At 73.4% G+C, this 13,780-nt stretch carries 2 protein-coding genes; both read right to left on the bottom strand.

The annotated features are described in order from the left end of the window. Positions 1-286: 286 nt before the first annotated feature. On the bottom strand, positions 287-10,267 hold the full coding sequence (locus tag OV090_RS08550) for a non-ribosomal peptide synthetase/type I polyketide synthase (RefSeq protein ID WP_267703035.1): 9,981 nt from the start codon (positions 10,265-10,267) through the stop codon (positions 287-289). Between the two features lie 2,209 nt (positions 10,268-12,476). After that, the gene (locus OV090_RS08555) at positions 12,477-13,196 is read right to left on the bottom strand and encodes a hypothetical protein (RefSeq protein ID WP_267703036.1); all 720 of its coding nucleotides are present in this window, start codon (positions 13,194-13,196) and stop codon (positions 12,477-12,479) included. Positions 13,197-13,780: the final 584 nt, after the last annotated feature.

Consider the following 13,780-nt stretch of genomic DNA (forward strand, 5'->3'; position numbering starts at 1 on the left):
TGATGCCAGGCCCTCGGCCGCTGCGACAGTGACACCGGCCGCGAGAGACGGCTCGTCACCAGCTGCGCGGGCCTGCCCGACGCGACAATGACATGTCCCGAAAGACAGCTTCTGCGCGAGCGCGAACGCCACGGTCACGAGCATCCGCAGCCGCGACAATGACATGCCCCGAGAGACATGCTCGCCCTCGAGCCCGCCCGACGCACCAATCACATGTCCCGAAAGACATGCTCCTCGAAAACAAACCTCGCGCGGCCGCGGACGCCCCTGTCCGCGGCCGCGCGCTTCAGGCCCGCCGCGGCAGGTCGCGCGCCAGGTGGCGGTCGATCAGCCGCGCCAGGGTCTCGACCCACGGGTCGTCCATCATCGTGAAGTGGTCGCCCGGCGTGCGGTACAGCGAGAACTCGCCCTCGACGAGGTCGAGCCAGTACATCCCCGCGTGCGTGTCGCGGGCGTCGCGTTGCTCGCTGGCCGCGAAGTACACCACCTCCGCGGAGATCGGCCGCGGCTTGTAGCGCTGCTCGGCCAGGCACGTCGCCAGCACGATCTGGCGCAGCGCCGGGTCGGTCTCGAGCGCCGCCACGAAGCTTTGATAGGAGGCCGACTCGCACGACGCGAACGCCTCGTGGCTGCGCAGGAAGTCCTCGATCGTCTCGATCACGTCGTCGTACACGGCCGGCATCGACGGCGCGTCGAGGATCAGCAACCGGACCGCGTGGCCGCGGGCCTCGAGCTGGCGGGCCACCTCGTAGGCCGTGATCCCGCCGGCAGAGTGGCCGCCGACGGTGTACGGCCCCTCGGGCTGCTCGCGCAGGATGTCGGCCACGTAGCGCTCCGCCATCGCCGGCACCTCGTCGAGCACCGGCTCGCCGGGGTCGGTGCCCGACGCGCGCACGCCGAAGATCGCCGCCCCGCCGGCGTCGAGGTGGCGCGCCAGCGGCAGGTAGGTGTAGACCGTGCCGCCGATCGGCTGGACCAGGAAGATCGGCCGCGTGCCCGGGCGACCCGGGCGCAGCTGGACCAGCAGCGAGGCGCCGCGGGCCTCGTCCTGGCCGCCGATCAGGCTGCGCAGCGCGGCCACGAATTCGGCGAAGTTCGGGCGCTCGAGCAGGGCGTGGACCGGGGTCGTCACGCCGAAGCGCTCGCGGAGGCGGGCGCGGATCTTCACCGCGGTCAGCGAGGTCCCGCCGAGGTCGAAGAAGTTGTCCTCGTCGCGCACGCGCCCGACCCCCAGCGCCTCGCGCCAGATGTCGGCCGCGATCGCCGCCAGACCGTCGCGCGGCGCCTGGGCGTCGACTTCCGCCGCGCCCGTCGGCTCGTCCGCCGGCGGCGGGACCAGCACCAGAGTCGGCGCGCCCGGCCGCAGCTCGAGCGCGTGGCGGGTGCGCGCGAACGGATAGGTCGGCAGCGGCAGCTTGCGCCGGCGCTCCTCGCCGGTGAACGCCTGCCAGTCGATCGTCGCCCCCGCGCACCACAGCTGCCCGACCGCCAGCATCAGCGCCTCGAGCTCGCTGCGACCCGAGCGCCAGTGGGCCATCGACGCCACCACCAGCCGGTCGGGGCCCGCGTCCGGGTGGTTGCGGATGAAGCTCGCCAGGTGGCCGCCGGGGCCGACCTCGAGGCACACGAAGTCGGGGTCGGCGTGCAGCGTCGCCACCCCGTCGGCGAAGCGGACCGTCTGGCGCAGGTGGCGGCCCCAGTAGGCCGGGTCGCGCACCTCCGCGTCGATCCAGTCGCCCGTCACGCCCGAGACCATGGCGATCTGCGGCGCCGCGAACTCGACCTCGCGCGCCCGCTCGACCAGGCGCTCGACCAGCGGCTGCATCAGCTCCGAGTGCGACGCGGTGGCGATCGGCAGCCGCCGCGCCTCGAGCCCCTCGGCCTGCAGCGCCGCCACGAACGGCTCGATCGCCGGGGCCGCGCCCGCGATCACGCAGTCCTCGGGCCCGTTGATCGCCGCGACCGACAGCCCCGGCGGCAAGCGGGTCGTCACCGCCAGCGGCACCGCGACCATCGCCGCCGCCGGGGCCGCGTCGCACAGCGCCCCGCGGGTGGCCACCAGCGCGACCGCGTCGGCCAGCGAGAACACCCCCGCGAGCGCGGCCGCCACGTACTCGCCGAGGCTGTGGCCGAACACCGCCGCCGGGCGCAGGCCCCAGCTCACGAGCACCTGCGACAGCGCGTACTCGACCGCGAAGATCGACGCCATGTTGCGCGACGGCGCCAGCAACCGCTGCTTGGCCGCCTCGAACCCGCCCGGCGGCGGGAACATCGACTCCCGGATGTCCTCGCCGAGCTCGCGCACGAACAGCGCCGCGCACTCGTCGAGCGCCGCGCGGAACACCGGCAGGTGGGCGTACAGCTCGCGGCCCATGTCGACGTGCTGGCTGCCGCCGCCGGGGAACACGAACACCACCCGCGGCGCGCGGGCGCGCACCTGGCCGCGGACCACCTGGCCCGCGCCACGGCCGCCCAGGGCCGCCTGCGCGCCCTCCGAGTCGCGGCACACCGCCACGCAGCGCGCCGGCGCCAGCGCGGCCCGCTGCTGCAGCGTGTACGCGACGTCGGCCAGCGGGAGCGTCGGCCGCTCGCGCAGGTGGGAGGCCAGCCGCTCCGCCTGCGACGCCAGGGCGGCGCCCGTACGCGCCGACAGGGGCAACAGCGACCACGGCCGCCCGGGCCCGCTCGGCGCCGGCGTCGGCGCCTCCTCGAGGACCACGTGCGCGTTCGTCCCCCCGACCCCGAACGCGCTCACTCCCGCGCGCCGCGGCCCCGCGCCCGCCGGCCAGGCCACCGCCGCCGTGTTGACGAAGAACGGGCTGCTGTCGAGCCGCAGCTCCGGGTTCGCCGCCCGGAAGTGCAGCGTCGGCGGGATCTGGCCGCGCTCCACCGCCAGCGCCGCCTTGATCAGCCCCGTCACCCCCGCGGCCGCGCTGAGGTGGCCCAGGTTGCTCTTCACCGAGCCCAGGGCGCAGCTCCCGACCGCCGCCTCGGCCCCGCGGAACACCTGCGTCAGCGCCGCGACCTCGATCGGGTCGCCGAGCCGCGTCGCAGTCCCGTGGGCCTCGACCAACGCCACGCTGGCCGGCGACACCTCGGCCGCCGCGTAGGCCCGGCGCAGCACGTCGACCTGGCCCTGCAGCCCCGGCGCGGTGTAGCCGACCTTCTCGGCCCCGTCGTTGCCGATCGCCGAGCCGCGGATCACCGCCCGGATCGCGTCGCCGTCGCGCAGCGCGTCGCTCAAGCGCTTCAGCACCACCACCCCGACCCCGCTGGCCCCCACAGTCCCGCCGGCCTCGGCGTCGAAGGGCCGGCAGTGGCCGTCGGGCGACAGGATCGAGCCGTCCTCGTGGACGTGGCCGAGCACCGACGCCGGCGCCACCGCGGCCCCGCCGGCCAGGGCCACGTCGCACTCGCCGGCGCGCAGGCTCTGGCTGGCCAGGTGGACCGCCACCAGCGACGTCGAGCACGCCGACAGCACCGTCACCGCCGGCCCGCGCAGCCCCAGCTTGTAGGCCACGCGCGACGTCAGGTTGTCGGGGATGTTGGCGACCCCGCGCTGGAACTCGTCGATCCCCCCGGAAGACCCGCCGAGCGCCAGCCAGTGGCGCGGCGGATCGCAGCCGCCGAACACGCCCACGCGCAGCGTGCCGCGGGCCGGATCGCAGGCCGCGTCCTCGAGCGCCGCGAACGCCGCCTCGAGGAACACCCGCTGCTGCGGGTCCATCAGCCGCGCCTCCTGGGGGCTGTAGCCGAAGAACGCCGCGTCGAAGCAGAACGCGTCGTTCATGCGCCCGAACGCCGGCACGAAGCCCGGCGCGGTCCGCAGCGCCGGGTCGACCCCGGCCGCGGTCAGCTCCTCGGCGTCGGCGAAGCGGATGCCCGAGGCCCCGCCGATCAGGCCCTGCCACAGCGCCTCGACGTCGTCGGCCCCGGGGAAGCGCCCGGCCATGCCGACGATCGCGATCGCCTCGCTCCGCGCCTCCGGTCGCGTCGCGGTAGTTGCAACTGCAAGCTCCGGCGCCGCCCCGGCCAGCCGCCCCGCCAGGCTGCGGATCGTCGGGTGCTGGAACAGCTCGACCATGTCGACCCGCCGCCCGAAGCGCGCCTCGATCGCAGTGCGCACCCGCGCCAGCAGCAGCGAGTGCCCGCCCAGCTCGAAGAACGCCTCGTCGATCCCGACCTGTTCGAGGCCCAGCACCTCGCGCCAGATCTGCGCCAGCGCCTGCTCCACCTGCGAGCGCGGCAGTTGGGGCGCCCGCGCCTCCGCCCGCGGCCCACGATCTGCCAGCGCCCGCACGTCGACCTTGCCGTTCGGCAGCGTCGGGAACGCCTCCACGACCACCACCGACGACGGCACCATGTGGCCCGGCAGGCGCCCCTGCGCGAACGCGCGGACCGCCGCCGACAGCCCCGCGTCACCGCTGCGCGGCACCACGTACGCCGCCAGCTCCTCGCGGATCACCACCACCACCGCGTCCTGCACCTCGGGGTGAGCGCGCACCACCGCCTCGACCTCGCCGAGCTCGATGCGGAAGCCGCGGAGCTTGACCTGGCGATCGAGCCGCCCGGCGAACTCGAGCTGCCCGTCAGGCCGCCAGCGCACGCGGTCGCCGGTGCGGTACAGCCGGGCCCCGCGCTGGCCGGAGAACGGATCCGGCACGAAGCGCTCGGCGGTCAGGGCGGGCCGCCCGAGGTAGCCACGCGCCACCCCGGCGCCGCCGACGTACAGCTCGCCGAACACGCCGACGGGCGCGGGCTCCCCCGACGGATCGAGCACGTACACCTGCACGTCGGCGAGCGGCCGGCCGATCGGCGGCGGACCCTCGCCGGGCTCGCAGGCGGCCGCGCTGGCGCACACGGTCACTTCGGTCGGCCCGTAGGCGTTGACGAACCGCCGCCCGCGGCCCCACCGCGCCACCAGCTCGGCGCTGCAGGCCTCGCCCGCGGCCACCACGTGCACGAGGTCGGGCAGCGGGTCGTCGGCCATCGCCGCCAGCACCGACGGCGGCAGGACGCACATCGACACCCGCTGGCTGCGCAGCAGCTCGCCGAACTCGGGCCCCGGCACCGGCAGCCGCGGCGGCAACAGGCACAGCGTCGCGCCCACGCCCCACGCCAGCAGCAGCTCGAACACGAACGCGTCGAAGCTCAGCGCCGAGAACTGCAGCACCACGCTGGCCTCGGTCAGCCCGAACAGCGCCCGCTGGGCCCGCGCCAGGTTGACCGCGCTGCGGTGCTCGACCACCACCCCCTTCGGCCGCCCCGTCGAGCCCGAGGTGTAGATGACGTAGGCCGCCCGCCCCGGGTCGTCGGCGACCGTCACGTCCGTTGCATCGCCAACGATCGCGTCGTGATCGGCGTCGAGCCGGATCACCTCGCGCCCGGCGAACCGCTCCGCCAGCCGCGCCTGCGTCAGCACCACCCGGGCGCCGCTGTCGGCCAGCATGAACCCTAGCCGCTCGGCCGGGTACGCCGGGTCGAGCGGCAGGAACGCCGCCCCGGCCTTGAGCACCGCGACCACCGCGATCACCAGCTCGAGCGAGCGCTCCACGCTGACCGCCACCAGCGACTCCGCGCCGACGCCTCGCGCCGCCAGGTGCCGCGCCAGCGCCCCGGCGCGCCGCTCGAGCTCCGCGTACGTCAGCCGCGCCTCGCCGAGACTCACCGCCACGCGCTCCGGCCCCTGCGCCGCCGCCCGGGCCACCAGCGCGTGCATCGTCGCCTCCGATCGCCCTGGCGCCGCCGTGGTCCGATTCCAGCGAATCACCACCTCGGCACGCTCCTCGGGCCCCAGGAGCGCCACCTGCGACACCCGCCCCTGCGGCCGCGCGATCGCCCCGCGCAGCAGCGCCAGCAGGTGCTCGCCCATGCGCTCGATCGTCGCCCGCTCGAACAGGTCGGCGCTGTACTCGAGCATGGCAGTCAGCTCGCCGCCCTCCTCGGACACGTACAGCGTCAGGTCGAAGATCGCCCGCGGCACGTCGGCCTCGACGCTCTCGACCTCAAGCCCTGTCAGTCGCAGCTCCCGAGCCCCGGGCGGCTGCGGCGCGAAGCCGACCTGCACGATCGGGTTGTGGCTCAGGGTCCGCTCGGGCCGCAGCTCCTGGACGATGCGATCGAACGGCACCGCGTCGTGGTCATACGCCGCCAGGGTGGTCTTGCGGACCTGCGCCAGCAGCTCGGCGAAGCTCGGGTCGCCGGCCAGGTCGACGCGGATCGGCAGCGTGTTGACGAAGAAGCCGACCAGCCCCTCGAGCTCGACGCGGTCGCGGGCCGCCGTCGGCATGCCGAGCACGATCGTCGACTCGCCGGTGTAGCGGTGCAGCAGCACCGCGAACCCGGCCAGCAGCACCAGCGTCGGCGACAGCCCGGCCGGCGCGCCGAGGCGCCGCAGCGCCGCGCTGACCTCGGCCCCCGGCGTCAGCGCGATCGCCCCGCCGCGGAAGCTCTGGGTGGAAGGCCGCGGCCGATCGGTCGGCAGCGGCAGCAGCTGCGGCGCGCCGTTCAGCGTCTCGCGCCACCACGCGATCGAGCGCGAAAGCCCCTGCTGCAGGCGCCCGCGCTCCCACGCCGCGTAGTCGGCGAATTGCAGCCCGAGCGGCGTCAGAGCGGCCGTCTCGCCGCGCACGTCGGCCTCGTACAGCGCCGCCAGCTCGTCGAGCAGCAGCCGCATCGACCAGCCGTCGATGACGATATGGTGCAGGTCGAGCAGCAGGAAGTGCTCGTCGTCGGCCAGCTGCACCAGGCAGCCGCGCACCAGCGGCCCGCGCTCGAGGTCGAACGGCCGCCGCACCTCGGTCGCCAGCCGCTTCTCGAGCTCGAGCGCCCGCAGCTCGTCCGGCAGGCTGCGCAGGTCGAAGCGGCGCAGCGGCACCGCCCCGCGCGTAGCGACGATCTGCCGCGCCTGCCCCTCGATCTCGACGAAGGTCGTGCGCAGCGCCTCGTGGCGCGCCACCAGCCCGTCGAGCCCGCGCTGCAGCGCCGCCGCGTCGAGCCCCCCGCGCAGCCGGAACCCGTGCGGGCAGTTGTAGGCCGTGCTCTCGGGCGCCAGGCGGTGGAGGAAGAACAGCCGCTCCTGCGCCAGCGACAGCGGCAGCGGCCCGCCGCGCACCGCAGGCTCGATCGGCGGCGCCTCGCTCGGCGACGCCCGCCGGGCCCGCACGAGTCCCGCGAGCGCCGCCACCGTCGGCCCCGCGTACAGCTGCGCCAGCGCCAGCTCGACCCCGAAGGTCCGCCGCACCCGCGCCAGCACCTGCGTCGCCAGCAGCGAGTGCCCGCCGAGCGCGAAGAAGTCGTCGTGCGCCCCGACCCGCTCGACCTTCAGCACGTCCTGCCAGATCGCCGCCAGCGACACCTCGAGCTCCGAGCGCGGCGGCACCGACGTGCTCGTCGTCGCCTCGTCCTCGGGCCGCGGCAGCGCGCGCTTGTCGATCTTCCCGTTCGGCGTCAGCGGCATCTCGCGCAGGGCCACGAACGCCGTCGGGATCATCGCCTCCGTCAGCGAGCGGCGGAGGAACACCCGCAGCTCGGCCGCCACTTCGCCGGCGGCCTCGCCCTGGGTCGCCACGAAGTAGGCCACCAGCCGGCGCTCGCCCGGCGTGTCCTCGCGGGCGATCACCACCGCCTCCTGCACCCGCGGGTGGCGGGAGATCGCCGACAGCACCTCGCCGAGCTCGACCCGGACCCCGCGGATCTTCACCTGATCGTCGCGCCGCCCCAGGTAGTCGACGATCCCGTCGGGCCGCTGGCGGGTGATGTCGCCGGTGCGATAGAGCCGCGCGCCGGGCTCGCTGGCGAACGGATCGGGCACGAAGCGCTCGGCGGTCAGGTCGGGGCGGTTCCAGTAGCCGCGGGCCAGGCCCTCGCCGCCGATGTAAAGCTCGCCCGGCACGCCGACCGGGCACAGGTTCATGTGCGGGTCGAGCACCAGCACGCGGGTGTTGGCGATCGGCCGCCCGATCGGCGGGTGCGGCACCCACTGCGCGCGCGCCGGGGGCAGCGCGTGGGCGGTGACCACGTGGCTCTCCGCCGGCCCGTAGTGATTGTGCAGGGTGCAGCGCGGCAGGCGCTCGAACAGCGCGATCACCGGCGCGGTCAGGTGCATCTGCTCGCCCGTCGTCGTCACCTCCTTCAGGCTGCGCAGCACCTCGGGGCGATCTGCGAACTCCTCCGCCAGCTGCTGCAGCACCACCACCGGCAGGATGACCTTCTCGATCGCCTCGGCCTCGATGACCGCGCCGAGGCGGGCCACGTCGTGGCGGACCGCCTCGTCGATCATGTGGACCGAGCCGCCGGTGCGCCAGGCGGTGAACATCTCGTAGAAGCACACATCGAAGCCGAGCGCCGCGAACTGCAGCGTGCGCGCCCCGCCGAGCAGCGCCGCCGCGTGCCACTCGATCAGGTTGACGAGCGCCGCGTGCGGCATGCCGATCCCCTTCGGCCGCCCCGTCGACCCCGAAGTGTAGATCACGTACGCCAGGTCGCCGGGGGCCGTGCGCGGCAGCGGGACCGGGCTCGCCTCGAACGCGACGTCGAGCAGCACCGACTGGGCCTGGCTCGGCGGCAGCGCGGCCGCCAGCGCCGAGTTCGTCACCATCGCCACCGCCCCGCTGTCGGCGACGATCCACCCCACCCGCTCCGCCGGGTACGCCGGGTCGAGCGGCACATAGGTCCCGCCGGCCAGCAAGATCGCCAGCACCCCGACCGCCAGCTCGAGCGAGCGGCCTAAGAACAGCCCGACCGGCACGTCGGCGCCGACGCCCAGGGCTCGCAGGCGCCAGGCCAGCCGGGTCGCGCGATCGTGCAGCTCACGGTACGTCAGGCTCTGGCCGGCGCATACGACCGCCGGCGCCTCGGGCGTGCGCGCGACCTGGGCGGCGAACAGCTCCTGCAGGCAATCGGGCCCGCGGTGGGCCGCGTCGGTGGCGTTCCATTGGTGGACGATCGTCTGCAGCTCGGTCGGCACCAGCAGCGCCAGCTCGGCGACCGGCCGCGCCGGCTCGGCCAGGGCTCCCACCAGCACCATCTCCCAGTGGCCGAGCAATCGCGCCACCGTGTCGGCCTCGAACAGGTCGCGGTCGTAGGCGGCGAGCAGCAGCCCGTCGCGCAGGTCGATCGAAAGCTCGAGCTCGTGGCCCACGACGCCGAGGTCGAGGGCGACCGCCGACGGCTCAGCGCACGCGCCGTGGAAGTAGACCTGGCAGCCCGGCGCGCGGGTCGTCATCGCCGCGACCAGCGAGGCCAGCGCCCCGTGCTCCTGGGCAGTAGCGATCGCCGCGCGGGTCCGCGTCAGCAGCGACTCGAAGCCCTGCTCCGGCGCGACCGCGACCCGCAGCATCCAGCGGTCGGCCACCGGCCCCAGCCGTACTTTCTCCGCCGGCCGGGCCGCGCGGGCCTCCACCACCAGCTCGGCCTGGCCGGTATAGCGATGCAGCACCGCCAGCAGCCCCGCCAGCGCGACCGTCTCGACGTCGACGCCGGCGCGGGTCGCCGCGGCCGTCAGCGCCGCCGGCAGGTCGTCGCCGACCCGCCGCGTCACCCTGCCGCCGGCGCGGGCGGGCACCGGCGAGCGCGGACGATCCACCGGCAGCTCGAGCAGCGCCGGCGCGCCGGCGTGCTGGGCTTGCCACCATGCGATCGCGCCGCGGGTCTGGGGCGACTCCAGCGACTCGGCCTGGGCGCGCAGGTGCTGCGTATAGAGCCCGGTCACCTGTCCGGTCATGAGACCGGTGCCCTCGACCAGCATTCGCCATTCCTTAAGAAGAGACTCCGCGTCGCTGTCGGCATCGGCGAGCAGCGCGTGTACGACCAATACTGCCAGGTGCCGGTCGGCGCGCTGACGGATCAGGTAGATCCGCCAGGGTGGCTCGCCCTGCGGGTCGAGACTGAGGCGAGCCGCTTCGCCGGCGCGGCGCAGCACCTCCTCCTCGCTCCAGTCGCTGCCCTCGATGCGGACCAGCCGCGGCGACGCGGCCCCGGCGATCACTTGGTACAGCCGCGGTTCACCGTTCTCCTGCGTCTGCTCGCAGAAGGTCGTCCGCAGCAGATCGTGGCGCTCCCCGAGCCGCGCCGTCGCCTGCAGGGCCCGCCCCGGCTCGAGCGGTCCGTCGAGCCACGCGCCGGCGCAGCGGTGGTTCACCGGCGACGGCCCGAACAGCCCCAGACGCAGCCACACCAGCGCCTGCTCGCACGATGCGGCAATTGTGTAGCTCTCGACAGGTGCCTCCCGGTGCGGTGGCACGAGGTCGACGCAGTCGATTTCCATGTATACATCCGAACGACGAAGGTGCACATTTCCTCCTTGATGCGCGAAGTCCACGCGCTAGAGCGACTCGCTGCTGTCCCCGGCCACTTCGTCTCGAGCGCGAATATGTATCGCCGAGAGAAATGCCCCTGGTCGTGGAGCCAAATAAAGACTATGTCCCGTGTAGCGGGTATGAATAGATATACACCGCGGCAACTCGCCGCGTAATAGGAATTCTACCGACCGGACAACTGTCCGCCATTCGCCTCGCGAATGTCATTCGCGAGAACCATGTATTTCAAGGTATCGCCCCCCGGGCAACAAACTTTCGCACCGGTGAAACTGCTTCGTGCGGTTTGGGGAGATCTCCCTGGCGAATGATACTGTGAACCATTCACGGCTCCTGCAGCGAGCCGCTCGCCGCGCGACATGCACAAGCTGGTGTGTTTCTCGGTCGCCGCGGCCACACTACAGGAGAGGTCAGCGTCGCGCACCTCGGATATGCACGGGTCTGTATCCACATTTCGCGGCCGCTCGCGGACGCGGACTCTCTCCAGCCGAGCGGTCGGCGACCGCTGCTTGCACTGGACCCCGATGAGGCCGCCCGGCGCGACCCGACGGTGCGCCGACGCCGAGGAGATCGCTCGACGAATCATGCCACCCCGCCTCCTCGTGCTGACAATCGATCCACCCGCACCCGTCCGCGTCGGCGGCCCGCCGCGGACCGGTCTGTCAGGAACCGGGGCGCGCCGGGCAACAATCGCGACCGGACTGTCACGAGCCCGGACACCGCAGAGTAGACCGACGTCCCGCCGCGCGAGACCGCGGCGTTCGTCCGCGAGCGGGCCACGAATCTCGGGTCGATCTGCCACGACCCCCTCGCGCGTGGCGTCGGATCGTCGGTCGGACTCGCGCGCTCGCTCGACCTCGACCGACCGCGCCTGCAGCCGCTCGCGCGCGAGGTCGCCGCCGCTCGTCCTCTCCGCCCCGCGGCGCCTGCCTCGATTCTCCGCACCGCGTTCGTCGCGACCGCAGCGGCGCGTCGATCCGTCATAGCGAAGTTCACCCGCGCCGCGATCCCAGTCGCGACCGCCGCAGCTCGTCGCTCCCTGTTTGCGATGTCCACCCGCGACGCGACCCGCACCGCGATTCCCCGCACCGCCACGCCCGCAGCAGCTCGTCGACCCCTCGCTGCGAAGTTCACCCGCGCCGCCGCCCGCACCGCGATTCCCCGCACCACAACGCCTGCTGCTACCACAGCAGCTCGTCGGCCCTTCACCCGCGCCGCGGCCCGCACTGCGATTCCCCGCACCGCCACGCCCGTCGCTACCGCAGCTCGTCGACCCGTCGCGATTCCCCGCACCGCCCCGCCCGTCGCTACCGCAGCAGCTCGTCGACCCGTGGCCGCGGCTCGCACCGCGATTCCAAGCACCGCAACTCCCGCCGCCACCGCAGCAGTTCGTCGGCCCCTCGCTGCGATGTTCACCCGCGCCGCGGCCCGCACCGCGATTCCCCGCACCACTGCCCCCGTAGCGACCGCAGCCACTCGTCTCTTCGATCGCGACTCGATGATCACCGTGATTCATCGCGCCGCCGCCCTCGCATGGACGACCGCCGCGGCGCCTGGCCCAATTCCCCGCACCCGCGCAGCCGCCGTCAGTCGTCCAGCCCGTCGACTCGCCTCCCGCTTTCTCTCTCTCTCTTTTTTTAAAAAGAAATGGCCCCGCACGTTCCGACGGTAACCGGCGCGCCGACCAGCCGCAACCGGTTGGACCTGCCACGAATCTGCTGCGGCGCCCGAGGTTGCGGCCTGCAGACAGCACCTGGCGGGAACCATCGGCAGCGGCCGTGAATCATGCCTGACGTGCGCCGTCCCGCGGTCGATTGGCCGCATGCTTTCTTTTTAAAAATGCATCTCGGCCGCGCACCTCCGCGCTGCGACAATTCGCCGCCATCGACCCCGGCCGCCGCGCGACGACGCGGCACCTCGAGGCCCTCCGGCGGATCCATCATCGCCTGCCCGGTCCGCCTTCGTCCGTCGGGGCCGACGCGACGTGCTGCTCGCGGAGCCCGTAGCGACTCACGACCATCGATGAAGCGCCCGGCGAATCGCCGAGAGCGCCTCTCGGTGGATCCGGACCCCGGCGCCCCCGGTCCTCACATTCCCCTGTCGCTGCCACGCACCGTCCTGAATCACGAGCCCCGCGACCTCGGCCCCTGCATCGCGCGCTCACGCTCCGCGCTCCGCGATGTGGATCGCGCTGGCCACGCTGTGCGCCACCGTCTCCTGCAGCAGCGACGAGAACAGCGTGTACGCGGCCTTGTGCCCGTAATACAGCCCCACCGCGCGGCGCTCGTCGATGCGGAAGCCGTGGCGCCACGCGATCGCCCCCGTGTCGGCGCGGCGGATCTCCACGTCCAGCTCCCCGTCGAACGAGAGGAACGTGAAGGGCACCCCGATCAGCCCCAGCACCCCGAGCGGCACCGCGTTGCTGTGCAGGCGCAGATCGGTGCGGCGGATGGCGCCGTCGATCACGTACGTCGCATCGCCGCCGGCCCGGCAGCGTTCGGGCGACGCCGTGACCTCGATCGGCCAGTCCGGCCGCGCCTTGCGGATCGTCGCCGCCAGCAGGTCCGGCAGCGCCGTCTGCAGATCGCCCGAGCGGACCTGCGGTCGCCCGTTCTTGCTGCCCGCGAACCCGCCGCGGTCGACGTAGTGGATCGTGTTCCCCATATAAAGAAGATTGGGCCCGGGGATCAGGCCCACCGGCGAGGTCGTCATCAACCGGTCGCCGCGCAGGTCGCCGAATCGACACACGAGCAGCGACACCGGCGGGCCCGAAGCCTCCGGCAGCGCGGGCAACTGGATCGGCGCGTCGTGCAGCGGTGAGAGGTGGGTACTACAGCCCGCCGCGACGAGCGACGCGAGCACGAGTCCGCGTGGGAGCATGCGACCTTGAACCCGACGACCGCCCGGCTATTCCCGACTCGCAACGATCTTCGCCGCGCGCACGAGCGCCCTCCCGCGCGGGTCGACCCGTCTCACCCCAGCGCTCGCCTCGCTCGCGCCCGAGCGCTCCGTCCGTTCGTGGATCGCCACATTCGCCGTCTACTCGCGCATGACGTTCCACCGCCCTCGCCGCGAGAGATTCCCTCTCTCTTCGAGGCTCCCCATTCGCCTTACATGCGTCGTCCCTCGGTGCGAGACGTTCGCCTCGCACCGAGGCTCCCGTTTTTCCTCGCTTCGCCGAGGCTCCGCTCACCTCTCATTCGCCGCCCGCGAGCCCTTCTCCTCGCCCTCGGCCTATCCGCTCGCCTCCGGCGATTCGCGCCCTGCGTTTTAATAAAATCCGCCTGCTCGCCCACCTTTCATCCACCTCACTCGATGCACTCTCCAAGCCTCACGTCATTCCTCATTTGGTTCACATCCTCACATCCGCCAGCCTCTCGCACTCACCTCGCATCTCCGCTCCTACTTCGAGTGCGTCACCCGCCGGCCGTGCGCATCCCGCCCGCAAGCCGTGCGACTCTGCG

Source organism: Nannocystis sp. RBIL2, assembly GCF_026626745.1.
Taxonomy (GTDB): domain Bacteria; phylum Myxococcota_A; class Polyangia; order Nannocystales; family Nannocystaceae; genus Nannocystis.

Coding starts and splice junctions, on each gene's coding strand:
- OV090_RS08555 (WP_267703036.1), bottom strand. CDS start 13,196: ATGCTCCCACGCGGACTCGTGCTCGCGTCGCTCGTCGCGGCGGGCTGT.
- OV090_RS08550 (WP_267703035.1), bottom strand. CDS start 10,267: ATGGAAATCGACTGCGTCGACCTCGTGCCACCGCACCGGGAGGCACCT.